At 47.8% G+C, this 25,764-nt stretch carries 20 protein-coding genes; 9 read left to right on the forward strand and 11 right to left on the reverse strand.

Annotated elements, in window-relative coordinates:
• Positions 1 to 293: 293 nt before the first annotated feature.
• Positions 294 to 659, reverse strand: a complete 366-nt coding sequence (locus CWC22_RS14795) for a response regulator (protein ID WP_125563557.1) — start codon at positions 657 to 659, stop codon at positions 294 to 296.
• Positions 660 to 876: 217 nt separating this feature from the next.
• Here CWC22_RS14795 and CWC22_RS14800 point away from each other — a divergent pair, with 217 nt between their 5' ends.
• Positions 877 to 2,637 (forward strand): sensor histidine kinase, encoded by a 1,761-nt coding sequence (locus CWC22_RS14800; RefSeq protein WP_125563559.1) that lies wholly within the window; start codon positions 877 to 879, stop codon positions 2,635 to 2,637.
• Between the two features lie 104 nt (positions 2,638 to 2,741).
• Positions 2,742 to 3,650, forward strand: coding sequence for a recombination-associated protein RdgC (rdgC, locus tag CWC22_RS14805; RefSeq protein WP_010382806.1), 909 nt, complete (start codon positions 2,742 to 2,744; stop codon positions 3,648 to 3,650).
• Positions 3,651 to 3,696: 46 nt separating this feature from the next.
• On the opposite strand, the gene CWC22_RS14810 is transcribed toward rdgC, so the two are convergent.
• A complete protein-coding gene (locus CWC22_RS14810; protein WP_010382808.1) occupies positions 3,697 to 4,536 on the reverse strand; it encodes an HDOD domain-containing protein in 840 nt (279 codons plus the stop codon).
• A gap of 325 nt (positions 4,537 to 4,861) precedes the next feature.
• Between CWC22_RS14810 and CWC22_RS14815 the strand changes: the two genes are divergently transcribed.
• Entirely contained in the window at positions 4,862 to 6,547 is a 1,686-nt protein-coding gene (locus tag CWC22_RS14815) for a dipeptidyl-peptidase 3 family protein (RefSeq protein WP_138538651.1), read from the forward strand.
• Between the two features lie 34 nt (positions 6,548 to 6,581).
• On the opposite strand, the gene CWC22_RS14820 is transcribed toward CWC22_RS14815, so the two are convergent.
• The gene (locus tag CWC22_RS14820) at positions 6,582 to 6,980 is read right to left on the reverse strand and encodes an HIT domain-containing protein (RefSeq protein WP_138538652.1); all 399 of its coding nucleotides are present in this window, start codon (positions 6,978 to 6,980) and stop codon (positions 6,582 to 6,584) included.
• Between the two features lie 186 nt (positions 6,981 to 7,166).
• On the opposite strand from CWC22_RS14820, the gene CWC22_RS14825 reads away from it, so the two are divergent.
• Both CWC22_RS14825 and CWC22_RS14830 read left to right on the forward strand, forming a co-directional pair.
• Positions 7,167 to 9,383 carry a S9 family peptidase gene (locus CWC22_RS14825; RefSeq protein WP_230090657.1) on the forward strand — a complete coding sequence of 739 codons (2,217 nt, stop codon included), beginning with the start codon at positions 7,167 to 7,169 and terminating at the stop codon, positions 9,381 to 9,383.
• Positions 9,384 to 9,594: 211 nt separating this feature from the next.
• Entirely contained in the window at positions 9,595 to 11,229 is a 1,635-nt protein-coding gene (locus CWC22_RS14830; protein WP_138538654.1) for a methyl-accepting chemotaxis protein, read from the forward strand.
• Here CWC22_RS14830 and CWC22_RS14835 read toward each other — a convergent pair.
• From CWC22_RS14835 to CWC22_RS14870, 8 genes are all read right to left on the reverse strand, one after another.
• The gene (locus CWC22_RS14835) at positions 11,226 to 12,758 is read right to left on the reverse strand and encodes a M17 family metallopeptidase (protein WP_138538655.1); all 1,533 of its coding nucleotides are present in this window, start codon (positions 12,756 to 12,758) and stop codon (positions 11,226 to 11,228) included. The genes CWC22_RS14830 and CWC22_RS14835 overlap by 4 nt on opposite strands.
• 149 nt (positions 12,759 to 12,907) lie before the next feature.
• Positions 12,908 to 14,599, reverse strand: a complete 1,692-nt coding sequence (locus CWC22_RS14840) for a carbon starvation protein A (protein WP_138538656.1) — start codon at positions 14,597 to 14,599, stop codon at positions 12,908 to 12,910.
• Between the two features lie 243 nt (positions 14,600 to 14,842).
• Positions 14,843 to 15,913 carry a DNA polymerase IV gene (gene dinB, locus CWC22_RS14845; protein ID WP_138538657.1) on the reverse strand — a complete coding sequence of 357 codons (1,071 nt, stop codon included), beginning with the start codon at positions 15,911 to 15,913 and terminating at the stop codon, positions 14,843 to 14,845.
• A gap of 255 nt (positions 15,914 to 16,168) precedes the next feature.
• The gene (locus CWC22_RS14850) at positions 16,169 to 16,906 is read right to left on the reverse strand and encodes a potassium channel family protein (RefSeq protein ID WP_138538658.1); all 738 of its coding nucleotides are present in this window, start codon (positions 16,904 to 16,906) and stop codon (positions 16,169 to 16,171) included.
• Between the two features lie 120 nt (positions 16,907 to 17,026).
• Positions 17,027 to 17,281: a hypothetical protein gene (locus CWC22_RS14855; protein WP_138538659.1), complete on the reverse strand. Its 255-nt coding sequence runs from the start codon at positions 17,279 to 17,281 to the stop codon at positions 17,027 to 17,029.
• A 37-nt stretch (positions 17,282 to 17,318) separates the two neighbouring features.
• Positions 17,319 to 18,209: a hypothetical protein gene (locus tag CWC22_RS14860; protein WP_138538660.1), complete on the reverse strand. Its 891-nt coding sequence runs from the start codon at positions 18,207 to 18,209 to the stop codon at positions 17,319 to 17,321.
• Between the two features lie 55 nt (positions 18,210 to 18,264).
• Positions 18,265 to 18,492 carry a hypothetical protein gene (locus tag CWC22_RS14865; protein WP_138538661.1) on the reverse strand — a complete coding sequence of 76 codons (228 nt, stop codon included), beginning with the start codon at positions 18,490 to 18,492 and terminating at the stop codon, positions 18,265 to 18,267.
• Between the two features lie 227 nt (positions 18,493 to 18,719).
• Positions 18,720 to 19,958, reverse strand: coding sequence for a tyrosine-type recombinase/integrase (locus tag CWC22_RS14870; protein WP_138538662.1), 1,239 nt, complete (start codon positions 19,956 to 19,958; stop codon positions 18,720 to 18,722).
• Positions 19,959 to 20,219: 261 nt separating this feature from the next.
• Between CWC22_RS14870 and CWC22_RS14875 the strand changes: the two genes are divergently transcribed.
• From CWC22_RS14875 to CWC22_RS14890, 4 genes are all read left to right on the forward strand, one after another.
• Positions 20,220 to 21,272, forward strand: coding sequence for an aldo/keto reductase (locus tag CWC22_RS14875; RefSeq protein WP_138538663.1), 1,053 nt, complete (start codon positions 20,220 to 20,222; stop codon positions 21,270 to 21,272).
• A gap of 85 nt (positions 21,273 to 21,357) precedes the next feature.
• A complete protein-coding gene (locus CWC22_RS14880) occupies positions 21,358 to 21,876 on the forward strand; it encodes an NUDIX hydrolase (RefSeq protein ID WP_125563577.1) in 519 nt (172 codons plus the stop codon).
• A gap of 73 nt (positions 21,877 to 21,949) precedes the next feature.
• Positions 21,950 to 22,651 carry a hypothetical protein gene (locus CWC22_RS14885; RefSeq protein ID WP_125563579.1) on the forward strand — a complete coding sequence of 234 codons (702 nt, stop codon included), beginning with the start codon at positions 21,950 to 21,952 and terminating at the stop codon, positions 22,649 to 22,651.
• A gap of 426 nt (positions 22,652 to 23,077) precedes the next feature.
• Entirely contained in the window at positions 23,078 to 25,753 is a 2,676-nt protein-coding gene (locus CWC22_RS14890) for a bifunctional acetate--CoA ligase family protein/GNAT family N-acetyltransferase (RefSeq protein ID WP_138538664.1), read from the forward strand.
• Positions 25,754 to 25,764 lie beyond the last annotated feature (11 nt).

A 25,764-nucleotide genomic window follows, 5' to 3' on the forward strand; every position in this document is an offset into this window, starting at 1 on the left:
GTGAGCACAGGCCTTTTCGAATACGCACCGACCTATGCCACTATCCCGTTAGGATGGTGGTGGTAATAATGGTCGTGGTGTTAATAATCTTGTTCATAGACTTTAGACTGCCTGAACAATCAATAAACTGTCAAGCACAAAAATTTAATTCGCACTGCAAAAAGCTATGCAAAAAACTCAAGTTGTGTACAGCAGCGCGCAAAGTTTATGTCAAATTAATGAATTAACTGATGAACAAAGCAATATAAACTGAGGTGAGTGGAAGAAGTGGTCGTTTACCATTAACCCGATTATTATCGGATCCCGAACTTACTGAGCGTTGCCTGCAGGGATTCTGGCTTCACCGGTTTTTCCAGAAATTCAAGCGCCCCCAGTTTAGCAACTCGTGTCTTCATTTCGTCCTGAATGTCGGCCGAAATAACCACGACATAAGTTTCAATCACCTGGCGCTTGATCGCTTCGAGCACCCCGATACCATCCAAAACGGGCATAGTCAGATCGAGACACAATAAATCAATATGTCGTTCAGCCAGCACCTCCAGCGCTTCGTGTCCGTTACTGGCTTGGCATATATCAGCGTCAATGATCCCGTTAAGACAACGGATGACTTGTTTGCGGGCAACGACTGAATCGTCACAGACTAATACAGAGTAGCTCATAGAGTGAATTGTCAAATAATCTTTATTGTTCTGTTTTGGGATAAAGGTTATTGTTGTGGTTAAACTTATAACACAATAATATCCATCCAGTAAGTGCCCAAGGAACAAATTCCTTGCGATATCAGATTGAGATTAATATTTATTTTTAGCACTTTATTGGCTAACTTTAAGTGTATTAAGCGCGCAGAAACTCGTTGTTAGGAGCAAAGAACACTTCATGCTGCAAAAAAGTCTGTCTAAGAAGCTGCTCACAAACGTCTTGTCGGTTTACTTTTTGCTCACCTTTGTCGTGACTTGCGGACAAGTGGTGGCCGAATATGTCAACACTAAAGACTATATTCGCAATGAGTTAACTATGCTGCAAAAAACCTTCAGTCGCAGCCTGACTCGCGCTATCTGGGAGCTCAACACCAAACAAACCGTCACTACCGCTGAGGGCTTGTTAGCCATCCCTATGATTGAAGGGATCATAGTACGTGACGACAGCGGCGAGATCATTTCTCAGCTGGGTCGGTCGCTCAATATTCATGAGCTTTACAGCCAACAACTCGTACAAGAGGAGGCGCTCATTGAAGATACGCCGTCAGGTCTATTTGGCTATACCTTTCCTTTGATCTTCGAGTTTTCCGGCAGAGCCACGCAAGTGGGCGATGTAACGCTGTTTTCAAGCCGGGAAGTGGTATTCAGTCGTATCATGATCTCTATTTACTTTCTGATTGGTAATGCGATGGTCAAAACCACATTTTTGATTATCTTGTTCTTGCTCGCTTTCAGAAAATTACTCACCGAACCACTCACCGATCTAACCGAACAAATTGACGATTTTGAAATCGACAATGTCGATGGTCATAAAATAGACATTGATACCACAGAGCGCAACGAGCTCAAAGTGATGGAAGAGGCCTTCAACAAACTCATTGATCGCATCGCCGACTATCGAAAAAAACTCGACCAGGCGCAAAAAGAGCTGTTAATAAGTAATGAAAAACTCGACCAGCACAACATCCAGTTAGAACAAGAGGTCGCGCGTAAAACATCTAACCTGTCACAGGCTATGATGGACCTGCAACAACAAAAATATGAGCTGGAAAAGCAAAAACTGACGCTGACAGAAGAGATCGATCTCAGACGCCAAACCGAAGAAGAGCTGCTGACCAAGCAGAAGGAGCTGGAAAAGTATGTTGATGAACTCAACATGGCTCAAGAACGTCTGGTTGGCTCTGAAAAAATGGCTGCATTGGGTGGCCTGGTAGCGGGGATCACCCACGATATCAATACCCCTGTCGGCATCGGCGTTACGGCAACCTCATTCCTGGAAGAGCGCCTGCAAAGACTGGAAACCGCGTATCGAGATAAAACTCTTTCACCCAAGGCGCTGGAAGAATTTATCAACGAGGCGAAACAAAGTACCAGCTTACTGACCACCAACCTGGATCGGGCGTCAGAACTGGTCGCCAGCTTTAAACAAATTGCGGTTGATCAGGCCAGTGAAGCGGTACGCACCATTAACTTTAAACAATACCTGGGCGAAGTTATCCGCTCTTTACACCCCAAACTCAAAAAGACAGCGCACATTGTCAACGTAGATTGCCCGGAAGAATTAACCCTGCATCTGCCCGCAGGAGCCATCAGCCAGATTTTCACTAATCTGATTATGAATTCCCTGATCCATGGCTTTGAAGGTGTTGCGCAGGGCACCATAGACATAGAGATCCGAGAAGAAAACAACGACGTCTTTATCGTCTACAAAGATAACGGCAAAGGCGTTAGCAAAGCGCAGCTTGAAAAACTGTTTGACCCATTCTTTACTACCAAGCGTGAGCAAGGCGGCAGCGGCCTGGGCACACACATTACTTTTAACCTGGTTAAGCAGACCCTGAATGGCGACATTGAAGTCAATTCAGAAGAAGGCAGAGGACTAACTTATTACATCAGGTTCCCTAAAGAACTACAGAAGAACATTGCTATGTTCAGTTAATGAACGCCTGTATCAACAAGGCGAAATATCTGCGCTGAGCCTTTGCCCGAGGGTATGTCGATTTGCTATGATGCGGGTCGATTTTACTCTTCGGAACCTGTTCTATGTGGTTTAGCAATCTTATCTGTTACCGTTTTAAACAAGACGTCTCCTACGCCCAGGAAGACTTTGAAGCAGCACTGGAGCACGACGTATTTCGTCCGTGCGGTAGCCAGGACATGAGCACCTTTGGCTGGACCAAAGCCCTTGGCAAACATGGCCAGACCCTGAGCCACTTTTCTCAGCACTGTATTCTGGTTTGTGCCAAGCGGGAAGAAAAAGTCCTGCCTGCCTCTGTGATCAATGAAATGGTTGCAGAAAAGATCGAATCGATCGAGCAAGAAGAGAATCGTCCGGTTAAGAAAAAAGAAAAAGACGAAATTAAAGAAAATATCACTGCAACCTTGTTGCCTCAGGCATTCAAAAAGTCCAGCCTGCAATTTGCTTTTATCGACCAGAAAAATGGCTGGTTAATCGTCAACAGTGCCAGCTTCAATAAAGCGGAAGAACTGACCGCATTACTGAGAAAATCCCTCGGCACTTTGCCTATCGTCCCAGCCTTTGCAAATTATGATTTGGATCTGTTCCTGACTGACTGGCTCACCAAATTCGAAGTCCCTGAAGGGTTTGCAATCGGCTCTGATGCCGAATTACAAGAAGCCGATGACAATGGTGCGCAGGTTAAACTTAAACAGCATGACCTGGCCGGCGATGAGATCAAATTGCACCTGGAACACGGTAAGCGCGTAACTAAACTGGGTATGGACTGGCGTGAACGCGTGCAGTTTACCCTGCAAAATGACGGCTCAATCAAGCGCCTGAGTTTCAGCGACACACTAAAAGAGCAAAATGCCGACATTCCTAAAGAGGACATGGCGGTCAAGCTCGATGCAGACTTTATTCTGGTCTCTGAGGAAATCAAAGAGCTGCTGGAAGAGCTGTCACAAGGGCTCGGCGACCAGGACGACCTGTAGCGTCTGAGAGGCGGGGCTAAATGCCCCAGCCACTTCGTTTTAATAATTACGAAAATGCCGCTTTAATATCGTTCAGCATGTCCTGATAGGCATCATCATAAAACATATCCACTGAACCCAGCACCCCCTTCTCTTCGTAGACATGCAGTGCCGCCGCCTTATCAGACACTTGTAATATCCCTTCAACAATGGCACCGACACGGATAAAGTCCACATAACAAACATGCCCGGGTTTATAGTTTGGATTAGCCCAGCTTTCAGCGACTTCAACAAACTCTTCCGTGAACCCCCACTCGCGCATAATTGCCCCCCCTATGCGACCACCCAGCTTTTGGATTGCATGCGCTAAAAAGCTCGGATTGGCGAAGACTTCAGGGTGATTTTCAGCTTCAGTCAGGATAGGAAGTACCCCGATATTGAATACCAGTGACGCCAGCGTAATGGTGTCTTTATTGAGCGAGGTATGTTTGTTAATGCGCAGATAAAAGTCCATCGTGGTGATCGCCTGACAGGCCACTTTCAGCGTCTTCTGCCAAGCTTTATCCATATACGTTTTGATGAGCTTATTTTGCGAAACAAACAGCTGCTCCATCGCCATTGCTGTGGCGACATTTTTGACCTGACGCAAACCTATCCGGGTGACGGCCTGATTAAGAGTGTTAACTTTTACAGTACGGCCCAGAAATGCACTGTTGGCCACTTTAATCATACGTGCCGCCAATGCGGGATCATGAGAAATCACCTCGGACATTTGCATCAAATTAACTTCCGGGTCATCCGCAGCCTGCCGGACCCTTACAGCAATTTCAGGCAAGGTAGGTAGTACCAGGGTATCATTGTTTATTTTATCAATCAGAATCGTCAACAAGGCATTTTCAGTAGACATATTGGTTCAATCCTCGAATTTATTGGCCTCTGGAGCGCAGCAACTGCCTGTGGCGCTGGGCAATGTGCTGTTCATGTTATTAGTATTGTCTAACTTAAAGAGTAAGTTAAGAAAAGTATAAAAATTATTCGTGATAGACAAAAAATTCCAACGCGCTGAGTAAAATAAAATATTCAGCGACTTTGTGCCGCAACAGCAGCAAGTTGCAGTCAATTCATGTAAGGTATAGCACCGAAATAATAATACGGATCCCTGCAGGCTGCTATGTTCCGAGCGGCCTCTATGCAGTAAAGGTCCGACTAACACTCCAAATGAAGGAAAAATGATGAAACGCGCACTCTTATCCACGGCGGTCATGCTGGCTTGTGGCATGCTACTCAGCGGCTGTTCTGAGCCACAGCAACCCAAGACTGAAAGTCAGGCACAACAGAGCACGACACACAGCGGCTATCAGCTACAAGACCTGTCGCCAGAGCGACTGGATATCTATACCCAGGTCACCCTGAATAGCGACCTGTCACACCTCAATGACAACCAGAAAAAAATGCTGGGGTTATTGATTGATGCGTCTAAAATCATGGATGATCTTTTTTGGAAACAAGCATTTGGCATGAATAAAATGGAGTTTCTGACCAATATTCAGGACCCGAAGGTACGCCAGTTCGCTGATATTAACTATGGTCCCTGGGACCGCCTAAATGGTGACAAAGTATTCCTGAGTGGCTTTAACGCCAAAGCACCCGGCGCTGAGTTCTACCCAGGCTCCATCAGTAAATCCGAACTTAATCAGACGGACGTAAAAGACAAAGCAGGTTTGTACTCTTTAATAAAACGAGATGCGCAAGGCCAGCTATATAGTGTCCCCTACTCCGAAGCCTACCAGAACGAATTAAACACGGCAGCTCAGCTATTGCGCGATGCCAGCAAACTGGCAGTGGATAAACAATTTTCCAAATACTTAAATTTACGTGCAGACGCGCTGGTAAATAATAGTTACCAAACCTCTGACTTCGCCTGGATGGACATGAAAAATAACCCCATCGATGTTGTGATTGGTCCCATCGAAACCTACGAAGATCAGCTCTTTGGTTATCGTACTGCGTTCGAATCTTATGTCCTTGTCAAAGACATGGCCTGGAGTGAACGTCTGGCAAAATTTGCCGCTTTCCTGCCTGAACTGCAGCAGGGATTACCAGTCGATGAAAAGTACAAGCAAGAAGTGCCAGGTTCAGATGCCGACCTCAATGCGTATGACGTCATTTACTATGCCGGCCACTCTAATGCCGGAAGTAAAACCATTGCCATTAACTTGCCGAACGATGAAGAAGTTCAGCTCCAAAAGGGCACGCGTCGTCTGCAGCTGAAAAATGCGATGCAGGCCAAGTTCGACAAGATCCTGGTACCCATTGCTGAACAGTTGATTGTCCCGGCACAACGTAAACATATTACCTTTGATGCCTTTTTTGCCAACACCATGTTTCACGAAGTAGCGCATGGCCTGGGCATTAAAAATACCATTACAGGCAAAGGCACGGTGCGTCAGTCACTACAAGAGCATGCCAGCGCTCTGGAAGAAGGCAAAGCCGATATCCTGGGTCTGTATATGGTTGAACAACTGCTGAAAAAAGGCGAGATCACCGAAGGCACGCTGGAAGACTATTATGTCACCTTCATGGCCGGAATTTTCCGCTCTGTGCGTTTTGGCGCATCCAGCGCCCATGGTAAAGCCAACATGATCCGGTTTAATTTCTTCAAACAGGAAGGCGCATTTTCAAAAAATGCGGATGGCCTTTATGCTGTGGATATGGAGAAAATGGGCGCTGCCATGGAAAAGCTGTCTAACCTGATCCTGACACTGCAAGGTGATGGTGACTACCAACAAGTCGATCAGTTACTGGCCACCCATGGCGACATCAAAGCGGAACTTCAGGCCGATCTGGACAAACTGGCAGCAGCTAACATTCCGGTTGATGTGACGTTTAAGCAAGGTAAAGCGGTACTGGGACTATAATATCCCAATCCACATTTAGGCAGATAAACAGGCGCTAAATATCCAGCGCCTGTTTTATTTCGGCAATTTGCTGGTCACTGTAAGGGATGGGTGGTAACAACCCCCACACAGGCTTTGGCCAGGCTGCATCATGCTCAAAACGCGCAATATGATGAACGTGCAGCTGAGGCACCATGTTTCCAAGGGCGGCCACATTCAATTTGTGCGGGTTAAAAACGGCTTTAATTAAGTGACTTAACTGGGCAGACTCCTGCCAAAACAGTTGTTGCTGCTCAGCACTGAGATCAATGATCTCACGCATGCCTGATACACGTGGCACCAGTATAAACCAGGGATACTGACTGTCGTTCAGTAATAGCAATTTACACAATGGCCAGTCGGTCAGTTCAATACAATCACGCACCAGTTCCGGCGCCAGTTGAAATGTACTCATTGGTCTTTTTAAGTTCGTTATTGATGAGCTCACTGTAACTAACTTGCCACATAAAATCGACCCGATACGACGACGTTTTGTCTGCCACCACACCCATCGGATTTGTTTGCCATCAGGATTTACAGTCTTTAACATCGGGTTTTCAATCCAACATTACACAATTATAAAGGTGACTCTGTGCGCAATTTGCTATCTTATGCCGCGCTTGCCACCGGTTTGCTGGCCACCAGCCAGTTTACTGTGGCCCAGCCGCTGACGCTGGAACGTATTTTCGATGACCCCTCATTGGCAGGTAAGGCCCCTGTTAACCTTAAGTTTTCACCCGATGGTACCCGGGTAACCTACCTGCAGGGCAAAGTAGACGACTACAACCGCTACGATCTATGGGAATACAATATTAAGGCCGACACAAATCGTCTGCTGGTCGATTCCCAGGCCTTATTCTCTGGCCCTGAAACCTTGTCAGACGAAGAAAAGGCGCGCCGTGAAAGGCAACGTATCTTTGGTCGCGGGATCCTCGAATACAAATGGTCTAAAGATGGTAAAGCACTGCTCTTCCCACTTAATGGTGACCTTTACTATTATGAGCTCAGCTCAGGTAAAAGCCGCAAGCTGACCGATACCGAAGCCTTTGAAACCGATGCCCGTTTCTCCCCTAAAGGCAACTATGTGTCCTTTATACGAGAGCAAGACCTGTATGCTCTGGAGCTGGCAACCGGCAAAGAGATCCGCCTGAGCAAAGACGGTGGTGGCGTGATTAAAAATGGCATGGCAGAGTTCGTTGCACAGGAAGAAATGAGCCGTATGACTGGCTACTGGTGGGCCGGAGATGAAAGCAAAATTGCCTTCACCCGCATCGACGAAAGTCCGGTACAAGAAGCCATCCGCAACGAAATTTATGCCGATGAAGTCAAACTGTTTAACCAACGCTACCCGTTTACTGGCACGGATAATGTCCGCATCGATCTGGGTGTAGTCACCCTGAATGATCAGAAAGTGAACTGGATTGACCTGGGTAAAGAAAAAGACATCTACATTGCCCGAGCGAAATGGCTGGAAGATGACACCACTTTGTCATATCAGTGGCAAAACCGCGCTCAACAAAAGCTGGAATTGAGATTTTACAACGCCGACAGCAAGCAACAACGCGTCGCCCTGACAGAGACCAGCGACACCTGGATCAATCTGCATTTTGATCTGCACTTTTTAAAAGACAAAAAGCACTTTATCTGGGCCTCAGAGCGCGATGGCTATAAGCATCTGTATTTGTACCGCACTAGTGGCCAACTGGTTCGTCAGCTGACTCAGGGCGACTGGATTGTCGAAAAGCTTCAGGGCGTGGATGAGAAAAAGGGCCTGGTCTACTTCTCTGGTCGCAAAGATACCCCGCTGGAAAGCCATCTGTATGCAGTCCCATTGTTCAAAAAAGGCAACATTGAGCGGATCACAGAAGCCGGTGCCTATCACAAAGTGGTAATGGCGGAAGACAATCGCACTTTTATCGACAGTAAATCGTCCGTAAATCAACCTACATCGGTTTCATTGCGTAAAGCCAATGGCGAATTCATTACCTGGCTGGAACAAAATAAGCTCGATGATCAACATCCGCTGACGCCTTTCCTGAATGATCTGTCGACACCAGAGTATGGCACTTTGAAAGCGGAAGATGGGCAATTGATGCACTACCGTTTGTTTAAGCCTAAACAGCTTAAAAAAGGCAAAAAATACCCTGTGATCGTCAATGTTTATGGTGGTCCGCATGCCCAACGTGTTACTAATAGCTGGCGCAGTAAAAACCTTTATTTCCAGTATATGGTGCAGCAAGGTTACATCGTCTTCCAGCTGGACAACCGTGGTTCATACAATCGAGGCAAACGCTTTGAAGACCCCATTTACAAGCACTTAGGTGAAGTGGAAGTCGCCGATCAGATCCGTGGTGTGGAATTCTTACGCACACTGGATTATGTCGACCCGTCACGCATCGGGATTTATGGCCACAGTTATGGCGGTTATATGGCACTGATGACTATGTTTAAAGCAGGTGATTACTTTACGGCGGGCGTATCTGGCGCGCCAGTAACAGACTGGGCACTGTATGACACGCATTACACTGAACGTTACCTGGGACATCCACAAACCAATGCAAAAGGCTACGAGCAAAGCGCGGTATTCCCCTACACAGACGGTCTGAAAGGCCCGCTGATGATCTATCACGGGATGGCGGATGACAACGTGTTGTTTACCCATGCGACGAAGCTGTTCAAACAATTACAAGATGAAGCAAAGCCTTTTGAAATGATGACCTATCCGGGCTCTAAGCACAGCCTGCGTGGTAAAAAAGTGCAGACGCATCTGCATCAGACCATCACCAACTTCTTTAATCGTCACTTTGACATGAAGTAACACACAGACACGGGCCATCGCTGGCCCGTGTCACCTATACGCACAAACACTCCCTGACACTATTCGACAAATAGCTAATTGCCTTACGCTTTCCTCAGTAAATATATTATTCACTTGATTTAGAACAAGTTTTACCTCTGACCTTGTTGCAGAATACGCAATCATAGCTGATTCAGTGCACAATCTTGTGCTTTAAAAAGGAGTAGGTGCTATGGCATTTTTAAGACAGTTCACCATATTTGGCCGCCTTGCGATGTTGGTGTGCGTCGTCGTGCTTGGCCTGAGCGCACTGGGCATAATGAATTTGCAGCAGCAATATCAGGCATTGAGTGAACAGCAATACGAAAAAACCAAGAACCTGGTAGAAACAGCCCATAGCCTGATCGCCCACTTTCATCAGGCACAGCTCATCGGCACACTCAGCGAAAGTCAGGCCAAAAACGCCGCTCTGAGCGCACTGAAAGACCTCAGATACGATGAAAACAATTACTTTTGGGTCAATGATCATTACCCTCGCATGGTGATGCACCCATTTAAGCCCCAACTCAATGGCCAGTCACTACGTGATAGTAAAGACCCAGACGGAGTTGCGCTGTTTCAGGAAATGGTGGCCGTTGTTAACAGTCAGGGAGATGGCTTTGTGCCGTACAAATGGCCCAAACCCGGCAAGTCTGCACCCGTCGACAAGATTTCTTATGTAAAAGGCTTTGCTCCGTGGCAGTGGATCTTAGGCTCTGGTGTGTATCTTGATAATATCGACGAGCAATTTGCTCAACTGCGCAATCAGATGCTGTTTAATATCGTCGCACTGCTCATCGTGCTGATAATTCTGAGCTTTATCATCGGCAATAGCGTGTTACAACCGATGCGTGCAGCTGCCGACATGATGCGAGACATTTCTCAGGGTGAGGGCGACCTGACACAGCAACTTGATGAACATGGCCGTGATGAGATCTCACGCCTGTCTCGTTTTTTTAATGCCTATACAAGTAAAATGCGCCGCTCGATCACCTCGGTCGCGGGCAATGCCGCAGAAGTAGAAGCACTGGCCGATCGCGTAGATGACACGGGTGAGGTAAACCTAGAATACATTGAACGTCAGAATGACAGCAGTCGCCAGGTCGCAACAGCCGTTGAGCAAATGAGTGCCCAAATCAAAGAGATCAGCCAACATGCTGAGGCTGCAGAGCAGGCAGCCGGAGATGCAATGCGCACCAGTGAAACCGGTAAAACCACCATCAGTGCCACCATCAGTGCCATAGGTACGCTATCAGACACCATTGAAGAGGTCAGTGTGGTGACGCAGGCACTCGCAGAAGAGAGCCAGCATATTGGCTCAGTGCTGGACGTGATCCGGGGTATTTCGGAGCAGACCAACCTACTCGCACTGAATGCCGCCATCGAAGCTGCCCGAGCCGGAGAGCAAGGTCGGGGGTTTGCAGTCGTGGCAGACGAAGTACGTACACTGGCAAGTCGCACCGGACAAAGTACCGATGAGATCCAGACCATGATTGAAAAGTTACAAAAAGGCGCTCAGGCCGCTGTTGATGCCGTGCAAAACAGTCAACGTCTTTCTGCCAATACCGTGAGTCAGGTCCACGAGGCTGAGCAGGCATTGAGTGAAATTGAGCGTCTGATCACCGTCATTCTGGAAATGAACGGCCTGATCGCGCGTGCGACGGATGAACAAAGCAGTGCAGCTGCCGATGTGAATGTGCGTATTAGCGACCTGTCAGACGCAACCCATCATTCACTCGACACGACCCAAACCTTGTCTCAGGCTAGCAAAGAGCTGAAACAGGCAAGCCATCAGCTTGCCCAGATTGTGGAAAGTTTTAAAGTTTAAAGACAGTAGCGCACAAACAAACTGCTCACGGTGGCGGCTGTTGGCTTACCATGTTGCCAGTCACCTCCCTCAACACCACTGCCCGCGATGTCCATGTGGACATAAGGCAGTGGTAAGTCAGACTCACAGCCGTGCTTGTCCAGTCCACCAACAATAGCCAGAAAGGCCATTGGGAACTGGTGACCACGCGCAGTCACTGCCGACGGAGCGTTATTGCTCGATAAAACATCATCCGCCAGAGTACGTGGCTGCACGAAATCGTAATCTTCACGACGACTGCGCGATACCTCAGCACAGTCAGCCCACAGATCACCGATATCAGCAAGCTGACGAGATACCTTTTGTGCACGCGCCGGGCCGTTTTCAACATAAGCACTGTAAGGCCCCATCGCTCGGGCGGCGTGTCCGGTTAGTGTAGCCACCGTAAACAGCTCAGGATTCACTTCCTCAGTGGCCATATCTTTAAGCTCACTCAACAAATCTCCCATTGCCAGACGGCCTTCCGCATCCGTGTTACCAATGCGCACTTTCACGCCTTCACGCGTGGTGATGATCTCATCCGGGACGAAGCAATCAGAGCCAATCGAGTTACGCACCACAGCCAGGTACGCGATCACTTTTACGCCTTTAGGTTGAAAGTCTGCAACGGACTTCATAAAGCCGGCGACTGAGGCAGCGCCACCTTTGTCACGGCTCATGCCCGCCATAAACCCGCCAACTTTCAGATCGGCACCACCTGTGTCATAAACCAGGCCCTTACCAACAAACATCAAGGTGCGCTCAATGTCTCCTTGTGGTGTATAGACGAGCTTAACAACACGCGGGTGGTGACGCTCTACCGCATAAGATGCGCGCGCAACGGTGCCCAGCATCGGGTAGTCTTTGTCTATGGTAGCCGGGTCTGACACGACTTCAACGCTGACACATGTGTGCTTAAATAGCTCAACACAGTAATCTGCAAACTTAGGGGGTGCCATGCGCTCCGGCTCCGTACCACACAGATCCCGAGCTGCATACTGACCCGCTGCCATAGCGTTTAACTGACGACATTGCTCTTCAGAAGCCCCCAACAGAGCAATAGATTCAACAGGTTCGATCGCTGGTCCACGATATTCACGGGCTTCCAGAGGTTGCCACAACGCCTGACACGCTCCCAGGTAAGCCACTTCAAGAGCATTCTGATAACGCGCATCGCCAGGTACCCCAGCCACCATCAATACCGGCTTAACCGCACCGGCTGCTTTGGCTTCCAGCACAGCGGCTTTACCCGCTTCAAAAAAGCGTCGCACGTCATCATAGTCACGGTTAAGCGGGCCTGTTGGTGACACGATCAGGCGCTTGCCAGGTACACCTTCAGCCAGCAGTAAGCTGGCTTTGCTGTGTAATCGTGCGTCAACCGCAAGATAAGGGGCGACCGCACTGTTTAATGCCGCAACAGAAAGATCTGACACATCGGAGGTGACGACGATAACAGCATCGGCGTCCTGAACTTGCCAGTCACTGACCGGCAGAGCGAGAGGAAAAGACATATAATCAGCCCTTGGTTATTAAAATGCTGGGCTGATTATCGGCTATTTGTCCGCAAGAGCCAATACCATAGGGGTAATTGCCGGGACATAACAGAACGCGCGTCAGCGTATGACACACTGACACGCCCTGTTAAGCCGCAAAGTAATCGTTAATCCGACTGTGATATTGCGCCGCTGTCTTTTTGTAATTTGAGCTTACTGACCACAGACCAGGCTTCCAGCATCACCAATACACTGACAACCAGAACCACTATGTCCAGACCTACCAGCAACCAGTTACCCTGCTCATAGTACTCACCCAGCTTGATCAGCCCGGCAAAAAAAGCCATCAGAATCACAAACATCATCGGGATCAGCGTGAATTTTGCCGGACGCCCCAGCTTCATCAGATACACAGAGATCACCAGCAAGGTCAGGCTGGCAAGAATTTGGTTGGTCGAACCAAACAAAGGCCAGATGATCATACCGCCGCTGCCCGACGCACCACCTGCACCAAATGCCAGCAGTAAACAGCAGCCTACTGCCACCAGGGTTGCAAGCACACCGTTTTTCAGGGCATTGAGTTGATAAATTTCACCCCATTCCTGAATAATATAGCGCTGCAAACGCACACCAGAATCCATGGTAGTACCGGCAAACAGCACCACCATTACCGCAAGCAGAGTTGATGCGATCTCCACCGACAATCCCCAACCATTGCTGATCAGGTTAGCCCCGCCCTGGATAAATGCACCGACACTGCCCGCGCCGAGGTGACTGTAAATTTCGTGCCATTCCTCAGGTGACACAGCCAGCATGACGCCGCTCACGGCCACCAGCGTGATCAATGCCAATGAGCCCTCGCCCACGGCCCCCAGGTAACCGACAAAGCGGCCATCGGTTTCTTTATCCAGCTGTTTCGAGCTGGTACCAGAGGATACAATGCCATGGAAGCCGGAAACGGCACCACACGCGATGGTAACAAACAATAAAGGAATGATGCTTGGCGTATCAATCGCAGTTTGCGTATTAAAAGCGGGTGCCGTGATATCCGGCATCACCACAAATACCGCACCATACAGCAATACCAGCCCTACCAGTAGCTGCATGCCATTAATAAAATCGCGCGGTTGTAACAACATCCAGACAGGTAATAAAGACGCCACAGCCGCGTAAATAAACAGAATAATAATCCAATTGGCTTTATCGGCCAGCCCGAACAATTCGCTGGGCAGAGCCAGTGGCATACCCGACCCCACGTAAATGCTGGCGTAAAGAATGGCGACCCCAATCACACATAAGGGTACCAGTGGCACCTGACGTTTAAGTAACTGGCCAATCACCAGCGCCACCAAAATGGCGGCCCAGGCAGGGAACACAGCACTGGGGTTAGCCACAAAGGAATTGGCGATAACGACCCCAAATACGGCATTCACCATCAGCAGTACCAGGAAAACCACAATCATAAACAATGAACGCGTGCGTGTACCTATAACAGTTTCTGACAGCGCCCCCATCGACTTGCCTTTGTGACGCGCACTGGCCCAAAGTGCGCCCATATCATGCACACCTGCAAAAAAGATGGTACCAAACACCACCCATAAAACCGCGGGGACCCAACCCCAGTAAACGGCAATGGCTGGGCCAACAATAGGTGCGGCCCCTGCTACGGATGTAAAATGATGCCCCCAGAGCACCACTTTGTTAGTCGGTACATAGTCTACCCCGTCATTTAACTCATGCGCCGGTGTAACGAACTTATCGTCCATTTTAAATATTTTTTCGGCGATGAATTTTGAATAGACAAACCAGCCAAACAGCATACCAAGTATGCCAAACAGCACGATCATGATTGACTGCATTGTATTCCCCCTGTTGTCCTGTTGTTGTTCTTGATGTCCGCTAAATATCAGTGTGTTATTGCCCGTGCAATTCAGCCATATTGCAGTACGCGGCAAAGCCAGCGACTCAGACAATATCTGGCCGTCAGGTGATCCGTTCTATGCTCTCGAGGTTGTATTGTGCGAAATAACGTTTTAATTTAGCCGGATAGGTATACCCTAGCACACCGCCGTGTGATCACAGAGCCTTGTCATTGTTATCTTTTAGTCGAAGGTCTGAACATCAAACAGGCCCAACTGAGCCTGACCGGATGCCACTTCACCTAAACCCAGCTGTATCCCTATCAATCTGACCGGTTTACTGCCAAAGCGCTCAACGGCCTGCTCCAGCAAAGTGAACAGCACTCCTTCATCAATCTCATGATACTGACACTCTTTGGTGGTTTGCGTAAAATCATAAAACTTCACTTTAACCCCCAGTTTGTTAAAGGTCCGCGTGCCGCGATAGGGCTCAGCACGCCGCTGCAATTCAGGAAGCAGCCGCTCGCGAAGCACGTCCTTAAGTGCATCCAGATCTTGTATGTCTTTTTCAAACGTGGTTTCAACACCGACCGATTTACGAATACGTTCAGTTTCCACTTTACGCTCATCAATGCCCTGACAACGCCGCCAAAGTACATCTCCGAATTTACCAAACCGCTCTGTCATCTGAGTTCTGCTGCTGGCCTTAACGTCGCGGCCATATTGCAATCCCATTGCCAACAGTTTTTCATATGTCACTTTGCCCACGCCAGGGATTTTTTTCAGCGGCAAAGTGTCAATAAACACATCCACGTCGTCAGGGGTGATCACATACTGGCCGTTCGGTTTATTTTCGTCGCTGGCGATTTTGGCCAGGAATTTAATGGGCGCAATGCCCGCAGAAGCAGTCAGGCCCGTTTCTAGATAGATATCGTTGCGGATCTGCTGCGCAATTAACGTTGCGCTGCCCTGACACAAAGTGCACTCCGTAACGTCCAGATACGCTTCGTCCAAGGAGAGTGGTTCTATTAGGTCAGTGTAACGGGCAAAAATCGTGCGGATCTGCGCAGACACCGCTTTGTAAACCGCCATCCTGCCGGGCACAATCACCAGCTCAGGGCACAACTGCTTAGCCTTGTAGTTAGACATGGCAGAGCGCACACCATACTGGCGCGCGATGTAATTGGCCGTTGATAACACGCCACGGTGGCTATTCCCGCCAATCGCAATCGGCACATTGGCCAGCGCTGGGTTATCGCGCATCTCTACGGCAGCATAAAAGCAGTCCATATCAACATGGATAAACTTACGCATGAACTTAACAACTGGTTATTTATACAGTTATTATGGGCAAAGAAATTCAGTATGGCAATATGATTGTGTGTTTTTTGTCATCGCGTCTCACCTGTATTTTTAGGACAAATAGAATGGTCTGTCGATGGGTTGCATCGGCATAGGTACGCAGCTTTTGCCTGGGCGTTTCTTCAAGCACCCGGCTACCTTTCAGTTCGTACCAGATACGCTCATCGTTCGGCCTTACTCGCTGATGGGGAAAGCTGCCACCCCCTGTCAACTTTCAGCCTCTGCATCCTGTTCAGCCTCTGCACCCTGTTCAGACACCTGTACTTTGTTCTTTTCTAGTTGGCCAATGTATATGGCAAAAGCAACAGCAAGTAGCAATAGCCCAGTAAAAACCTCATACATCACGAGTAGTTTTGAAAACAGATGAGAAGGATGGACATCGCCATAACCTAAAGTTGTAATGGTTACCACACTAAAATACAGTGAGTCGAAGAACCCCTCCAGAGGTCTCGTAAACAATGGAACGTCATACCTCAACAAAAAAATCACTTGTGAGGAATAGAATAGTATAGAGAAGTTCAATGCAAGACCAAAGTAACTGCGCAGTGCCATCAATACCCTTTCATAAACACGAATATTTGAATGAGGCTCCTTATCTTTTAACTTGCTCAAGAGATCTCTCATAAATGCAAAGGCTATTTCATTAACCCTACAATAGGCATAAAACAATAAAGCATAATGCCAATATATATGTAAATTCGAAACTACCTCTTTAAAAAACAGAGCGCCAAAAAGGAAGGCAACAGCGAGAAAGGACTCTATGATAAAGAGCGCTTTGCTCCATGCTCTGAGCACTTTACCTCTATACTCTTTCCTTTCAACCTCACCTTCATCTGCGCGTCTATTTTTCCAATAATCAATTAGAAACCTTGAAAAAGAGAAAAGCACTTTAAGTATTGTATATCTATTCCACACAGGGTTTTTCTTACTTGATAGATCTGTCAAAAGTTATCCTTAGGAGGTTAAAAGTAGAAGTGAAAAACAGCCAGTTAACTGGCAAACCTATGAAGGCAATTTTACAGGGTCAAAGTTTATGTAGCTAGCACTCAACACCTTGAACCTGTTCTACTTCTTACGGGCATCGGCATAAGTGCGCAGCTTTGGCCTGGGTGTTTCTTCAACCACCCGACTACCTTTCAGTTCGTACCAGGTGCGATCACCAATCGGCCCAGATTCATTGCGAAAGGCATAGTCAGGGGTACGCTTCAGCTTTTGTGTGTATCCCCGCTCAAAATCGTTGTAATCCGGCGAGTATCTTTCATAAGGATTGTCTGAGTAAGAGCGAGCATTCTGCCCCTCTCGATACGCTTTACTAACCATGACTAACTTTCCTTTTAGTTGGTATATGGTCCTGAAGTTATTTTCGCTTAAACCACTTCCAGAACTCGTACCATTTTTTATGCACCACCACTTTTTCTGGCTTATTACTTTCGCCGTCAAATGTAACGTTGTCGGCCTGAACCTGCCCTAAATCAAATCGGTGTTTTCTAAAGTGTTCCATCTGACTCATGTCATGCAGATTCGCATGAACGATTTCTCTATGAGGGAGTACAATCGCAAACTTTTTGGCTATTACATCACTTGCAATATTGCTCGAATTTCTTGTCTTATCATCCTCACTAATTTTGTCAGTGATTGGCTGATAATCAACAAGATATACTAAGTCCAGGTCCTCTTTTTTTCTATAACCGCTCACAATTGGTAAAATTTCAAGATCGTTGGACGCAGCCGAGGTTCTAATGATGTACCCGATATAGACTTTCCTGTTCTTCATAGTAAAAGCTACTGGCAACCCTAAAGACGCAGAACTGAAAGCCAGCGATAAAAACTCTGGTGTTTTATCTCCTGTTGCATCCTTTTGCCATGCTTCAAGAATTAGGTTTCTATTTGCCAGTGCATACAGTTTTATAATTATGGCAGGTGCCAATCCTGCCAATACAAACGCGACACCACTCACACTTACCATATTCAAAATTTCTGCATTGCTTGCAATTGAAGGCATGAGCACTTCAACAAACTTTTTGAATTCAAACCCAATGCTATACGCCAAGCTCGGAAAACATAGAGTAAACACAGTGAGAATAATAAATGACACGATGTGCAGAAGCACCCCAGCAACAGCTGCCAGGATGAAAGTATGATAGCCTTCAGACTTTTCATACTTAACTACAGTAGTTGGGTAATTGCTCAAAAAGCGGTTACCTGATACTAAAAAAAACAGTATTAGTAAAACGGTTGGCTTTATCATAATGTCCTTATTGAAAAAGGCGCCAAAAGGCGCCTTTTTTCATAATGAAAAGTAACTACTTAGAAAGTTGCTCTTGCTGTTTTGCTACATGCTTACTAGCCAACTCAGCTTGTTGCTTTACAACTCTGCTTTTAAATAAAGAGTCAACATTAGTAACAAATCCTGTTGTGCCTTTCATTTCAATCAGAAATTCTGGCGTCGTTTGTTCCTTAGAACCAAGAATATTTTTTAACCAATCCATCATCTTTCCCTCTTCTTTTTGAAGAGCATATTGTGCTCGCATGTTCAATCTGTACTAGGTCAAAATTGCCCTCTACCTAAGCAACAGCTCAACTACATATCACTGTATCCACAGTATACGAACTTTCCCTTTTGGTAAGATCATACTAATATACGAGCACGTTATCTGCAACTATTTGCCTAAACTAGTTAAGTTAAATTAATTAGCTTAACTGGTTTAGAAAACTCAAAAACAACCAGATTGCATCTACTATGTTGAGTGTAAAGTAGTTACCAGAGTATCCTTTCTAAATATGCGTGCCATTGTTCCATTGCTTCGCGTTTCTCGCGCATGTAGTCGTAACGGTCATAGTGTACCGTCGAAACATCTGACTGCGTGTGTTGTTGCAGCTTATCCCGCGTTGTCTTGCTAATTTCAGCTTTGCCCATTAGCGTTTTGCACGTTCGGCGAATGTCACGCGGTGTAAACCTGGGAATTTGATGCCTGTCGCACCAACTTCTTATCGCTAATCTTAGGTTGGATATGCAGGCTGATTCGCCTGGTTTATCCCTGTGCGGAAACAACTTTCCTGAAGCGCCTCTGTGTTTAATCAGTAGTTCAATCACAGGAATGGCCAACGGCCCAATAGGCACCAGGTGATCGCCCCTGTTTTTTACTTTGACCCGACTTTCAGGAATCGTTAGTATCCGCTCCTTCATGTCATACTCTGTTGCATTTGAGTGGTATACCTCTTGTATCCTCTGACCAGCCATACAAATGGCCAGTTTTAAATACAGGTGCGTTCTGAACGGTAGGTCATCTGCATACCATACCTGTCGCACCTCTTGCTCGGTAAGCCACCGCTTCCCTGGTATATTTGGCACATCAAAACTAATGTCTCTGACAACATTGGTTTTAACCCCATAAATGTCAGGCTCTTTATACTGACTTGGTGAGTTATCGTAATCTACAGCAAACTTAAAAACATTCTTCAATACACTACGGGCAAAATTGGCTTTTTTCAGAGCACCTCGATTGTATATCCTGTAAAGTAATTCCCTTGCGTCATCTACGGTTAACTCTGGTGGCGTCATGTCTGACGGTATAAATGGCACAAAGTCTTTTTCGATCATATATTTGGTTGACCTTATTGTAGACGGCACCACTCTCGGCACTAAATACTCCTGATAATCCTCTAATAGCTGTAGCATAGTTCGCTGAGCGCTTTTAGCTGCATGCTCTTTCTGTTCTTCTTTTTTAACTGATTGGGGATCTACCCCATTAAGCAATTGTCTGGAAATGTCGGCGTGCTTTTGTCTTGCTGTTTTTAAATCTATGTTCGGATAATTACCTAATGATATGGTTTTTCGCTTGTCGTTAAAGTGGTACTGAACACGCCAGGCTTTGGTCCCGGTTGTTTGAACTCGGATCTGTAAGCGCCCTTCTCCATAACCGCCTATACTCTCTGTCAGCACATAGCGTTTGTCTCTGGGTTTGAGAGATTGGATTTGTTTGTCTGTGAATTTCATAGTCTTGCCTTTAACTGTGACCATCAATTAAGGTCGCAGTTTTGGTCACACTTTGGCTCACGATAATAACTACCGCAACCGACAATATCCACAGAAAAATAATTCAAAATCAGCCAGATAACGCGGAAAATAACGATATACGACAACTTCCGACAGCTTAGTGTATTTTATGGCCAAATACTCTAAACTGGTCAGACAATGGCCGCGTATCAGTGCATAACTAAACTGAGCCGCCAGACCTATTTAACACAAGGAGCATTTATGAAGTACAGCCACCTGGGTCATTCCAATTTAGAGGTATCACGTGTCTGTCTGGGCAGCATGACATGGGGCGTGCAAAATAATCAGCATGACGCCGATGAGCAAATCAATTATGCACTTGCACAGGGTGTTAACTTTATCGACACTGCCGAGATGTATGCCGTTCCTCCGTCACCTGAAACCTATGGTAAGACCGAGGAAATTATCGGGGACTGGTTACGTCGCCACCCTGAAAAGCGTCAGGATATGGTCATCGCCACTAAAATAGCCGGTTCAGGGCTAGCCTGGATCCGTGGCGGTGCCCCCATCACGGCCGAAGCCATTGTCGCCGCTGTCGATGCTTCCCTTAAGCGACTGCATACCGATTACATTGATGTATACCAGCTACACTGGCCAAATCGGACTTCCCCCCATTTCTCTAAACACTGGCCCGGCATGATCACTTTCAGTGATGTATCAACGGAGCAGCACAAAACAGAGATGTTAGAGATACTGGGTGTACTCAAACAGTGTATGGACGCAGGTAAAATTCGTCACTGGGGACTGTCCAATGACACACCCTGGGGCATAAACACCTACTTGCAACTGGCGCATCAACACCAATTGCCAAGACCGGTTTCAATTCAGAATGAGTTCAATCTGTTACATGCTAAAGACTGGCCTTACATCATAGAAAACTGTGTCCATGAAGACATCGCCTATCTGCCCTGGTCGCCACTTGCCGGAGGCGCTTTGTCAGGTAAGTACCTGGGAGGTGCACGACCAGAGGGATCGCGCTGGACCTTGATCCAACGCAACGGCTTATTCCGGGACACTCAGTTTGCACAAGAAGCCACGGCGGCCTACGTCGAGATTGCCAAAGAGCACAACATCACCGCATCTCAGCTCGCACTGGCCTGGTGCGACCAGGTCGATGGCGTGACGTCTACCATCATAGGCGCAACAACGATGACGCAGTTAAAGGAAAATATCAAAGCCTTTGATTTGACTCTGTCACCAGAGGCGTTGGCCGAAATTGATACGGTGCTAAAAGCGTATCCATTGCCCTATTAACAGATACGCGCCCGACGGGGTTCCGCTCGGGCGCTGCTGTCTGAATCGAAATGTGGTAGACTCAGCGCTTTTTCGGGACTCTGCCATGCGCGTTCTTAATCCAGCCCCAGCTGTGCCTTTACCTGGTACCAGTTTCACCCGGCCTGCAACACGAGCCATTATTACCCGTCAATCGCAAATCTTGTTGCTCTACACCCAGCGCTATGATGATTACACCTTACCCGGTGGTGGGGTTGACGAAGGAGAGTCTCTCACAGACGCGCTGGTACGCGAGGTCAAAGAAGAAACCGGTGCCCGCTCTGTAACCAACATCGCGCCCTTTGGTATATACGAAGAATATCAGCACTGGTACAAGCCCGATTATGACAATGTACACATAGTTTCGCACTGCTATCAGTGTGAAATTTGCGGGGAATTTGATGAGCCAGAAATGGAGCATTATGAAGTTAGCAATGGTATGCAACCACAATGGGTGGAGATCACCGAAGCCATTGCCCACAATGAAGCCGTACTGGCAAATAGCGATAAGCAAGGACAATCTCTGCTCAGAGAAACCCGCTTGCTCAAGCTCATTGCCAAAGAATTAATGCAACTGAACTTTTAACCCTTAGCCTGAGTCATACGTATGTTTTGGATAGAAAAACAAAATAAGAAAATCAAAACACTAAGGAAAAGTGATGCGTTCATGGCTCAGTGCAATTGTCATTTCCGTTGCCTGTCACTCAATATTACTATGGCTGCTGGCTCAACAAACAGTTGTGGCACCTGTCCGCGCGCCTCAACCAAGCATTAAAACCTACTTGATCGTCTCACCGCCTGAACGCACACAGGACCCCAGGGATACCGAGCAACCATCACAGCCACCCACTGAGCCCATACAGGCATCTGAGCAGCAGATAGCCTCGGTGCAGCCAGTGCCCGAAACAAAACAGGCCGAATCACATGTCATCTCTACCAAGACTACCCCCACGACTCACACTGACCCTCAGCCACAGGTTCAACAAACCAAAGCACATGTCAACAAACCCTATAAACGTATCGATCCAGCTCTGGGCCTGTCACGTCTGCGCCAGCAAATGCTAAATCAGCCTGTGATACGTCAGACACCACGCAGTAATACCCAGCCAAAACGCCTCGGCGTACCTAAGTCACATCAAACCTTGAACCAACCTCTGCGACAGATTGAATCGAAAAACCACATTTTCACGGAATATCGAGAAGGAGACCGGTGTTACAAAGAGGTTCAGGGTGACCCAAACAACCCACCACCTGAAGGGTTTGCTAAAAACTGGCTTACCGCAAGCAGCACCTGCGACAAAACAGCTATCTCGGATGCTTATGATGCTGCTATGGGCAAGTGGCTGAATAAAAAACGCTGACCACACAAGCTTAACAATGTATGTTTGCCCAACACTGTGCACCAGCAAACTGTACTGAGATCAAAACAACCCCGGCTTTGACTCGCAACCTGCCGCTAAAGCGATGAGACGATTAATAGCTAGCTGTTACCCCACCCGCAATCCAGCAAATCAAGTGTATTTACACCACACTGTGTGCCAACAAACTGTACTGAGATCAAAACAACTCCGGCTTTGACTCGCAACCTGCAGCTAAAGCGATGAGACGATTAATAGCTAGCTGTTAGCCCACCCGCAATCCAGCAAATCAAGTGTATTTACACCACACTGTGTGCCAACAAACTGTACTGAGATCAAAACAACTCCTGCTTTGACTCGCAACCTGCCGCTAAAGCGATTAGTATTTAGCTGTTACCCGCCCTTAGTTCGGCAAGTCAAGGAGTTAGTATGAGTATAAAGCGGATCAACCAGTTTTTTAACCCCCGCTCGGTGGCCGTTATTGGTGCCTCCAGCAACACGGGCCGAGCCGGGAACGTGGTGATGCGCAATCTGCTACACGGCGGGTTTAAGGGCCCCATTATGCCTGTTACACCAAAATACGCAGCCGTTCAGGGGGTATTGGCCTACCCAACCATTGCCGATCTCCCTCAGGTACCTGATCTGGCCGTTATCTGCACCAATAAGGCGACACTAATACAGATTTTAACCGAGCTATCGGAGCGCGGGTGTAAAAATGCCATTGTTGTGGCAGCGGGGCTCGACAACGAGCAAAAACAACGCTTACAGACTCTTGCCAGAGACAAGCAAATCACACTGCTAGGCTCCAACAGCCTGGGTATGCTACTCCCTCACCTGGGGCTAAACGCCAGTTTTTCTCATACCACCGCTGATGCAGGCAAACTGGCCTTTATCTCCCAATCTGCCGCGGTCTGCTCCACCATACTGGACTGGGCAAAAAGCAAACGCATCGGGTTTTCCTATTTTATCTCTCTGGGCGACAGCTTGGATATCGACTTCGACGAATTACTGGATCTATTCGGTCGGGATGCCAAAACGAAAGCAATTTTGCTGTATATCGATAACATCAAAGATGTACGTCGCTTTATCTCCGCAGCAAGAGCTGCCGCATTTAGTAAGCCCGTCATAGCTATCAAAACCGGCCGTACTCAGGCAGGTGCTGAGGCCGCTGTGATCCATACAGGCGGGTCAACCTCAGACGATGCAGTGTACGATGCCATGTTCCAGCGCGCAGGTATGCTCAGGGTTACCGATCTGCGAGAACTATTTGCAGCTACACAAACGCTGGCGCTGCACCCTAAGCTATTACAAGTTGAGCACCTCACTATACTCACCAATGGCGGTGGCCCAGGTATTATGGCCGTAGATACCTTGTTACAACGCAGCGGCAAACTCGCCGAGCTCAGTGACAAAACCATCGCTGCACTCAATGCCGTGATCCCACAGTCAAATCACACTGCAAACCCGGTTGATATTTTCGGCGACTCAGCGCCTCACCGCTATCAGCAGGCACTGGAGATTTTACTCAAAGCGGAAGAAGTGAAGAACTTACTCATCATTCATACGCCATCTGCCCTGGCCCCCAGTGAAGCGTATGCCCAGATCATAGCGCAAACCCTGAGTACGTTACCTAAAATGGCTCGCCCCTTTGTAATGACCAACTTTATGGGAGAGGAAGCTGCCTGGGAGGCCCGTGATGTCTGCGCCGAGCACAGCATTCCGACGTACCGCACACCAGAGGGCGCCGTCGGGGCTTTTATGCACCTGATCAGCTACCGGCGTAACCAGAAGCACCTAACGCAAACCCCGGAATCCATCAGTCAGGATGAACTGATCCACAGCCACAGTGCAAAAGCGCAGATTGACAGCTATCTTGATCAATCACTCACGCAATTATCGACCCACCAGGCCAGCCAGATCCTCTGCCATTACGGCATGGAATGCATAGATACCGACATAGCACTGACTCCCAGTGAAGCCAAAGAGCAGGCACAGATACTCGGTTTTCCTGTCGCACTCAAATTGATCAGCCCGTCTATCCCGTCAAAATCTGAGGTCGGCGGCGTGGTGCTCAACCTAAATGATGGCGATGAAGTAGAACAAAGTGCTTTTGCTATACTCCTGCGTATCAAACAAGCCTACCCAGACGCTATTATTGAAGGGTTCTCTTTGCAAAAAATGGCGCCCAGGGCAGGCAGTCAGGAATTACGTATTGCAGTCAAAACCGAGCCCGATGTAGGACCGGTTATATTACTTGGTGAAGCTGGCACCGGATTTAACTTCAATCAGGCGGCCGTTGCCCTACCCCCATTAAACATGAACCTGGCTAAATACCTGATAGCCGCAGCGTATGATAAAGGTGTCCTGAAAGAGCGCCTGTTACCGGAGAAAGTAGATAAGTATCGTCTCTGCGCGCTGCTCACCCGCGTCTCCCAGTTAGTGGTGGATCAGCCAGACATTCAGGCTGTAGAATTGAATCCCATTTTGGCGACCGATGGGCACTTTTTGATCCTCGATGCCAATATTGCTTTACAACGCTACGAGCCGCTCCCGGGACGCAAGCGATTAGCCATTAAACCCTATCCAAAAGAATGGGAGCGATCGGTTACCCTGAAGAATGGCACCCAGGCACAGCTAAGGCCAATCCGCCCCGAGGATGAACGCAACCATCAGGAATTTGACCAGTCTCTGAGTAAAGAAGACAGATACCGACGCTTTTTCGGAGAATTGCCACAGTTTACTCATGAGCAATTGGCTAAAATGACGCAAATCGATTATGACCGCGAAATGGCATTTATCATTACCGAGCCCTATAAAAGTGCACAACGGACACTGGGTGTTTCACGGGTGTTGATGGACCCAGACAATTTACTCGCCGAATTTGCTGTGGTCGTGCGTTCAGATTGCCAGGGCCTTGGCCTGGGCAAACTACTGATGGAAGCAGCTATCGACTACTGTAAACGTCAACGCGTCGGGTGTATTGAAGGGATCACCTTACCAGAAAACACCGGCATGATAGGGCTGGCGAAAAAGCTCGGATTCACGGTGACCCGAGACTTTGAAGAAGGCACTGTGGTGATGAAAATGCCACTCACAGCACAATAACGCGGCACAAC

Origin of the sequence: Pseudoalteromonas rubra (assembly GCF_005886805.2) — a bacterium.
Classification (GTDB): domain Bacteria; phylum Pseudomonadota; class Gammaproteobacteria; order Enterobacterales; family Alteromonadaceae; genus Pseudoalteromonas; species Pseudoalteromonas rubra_D.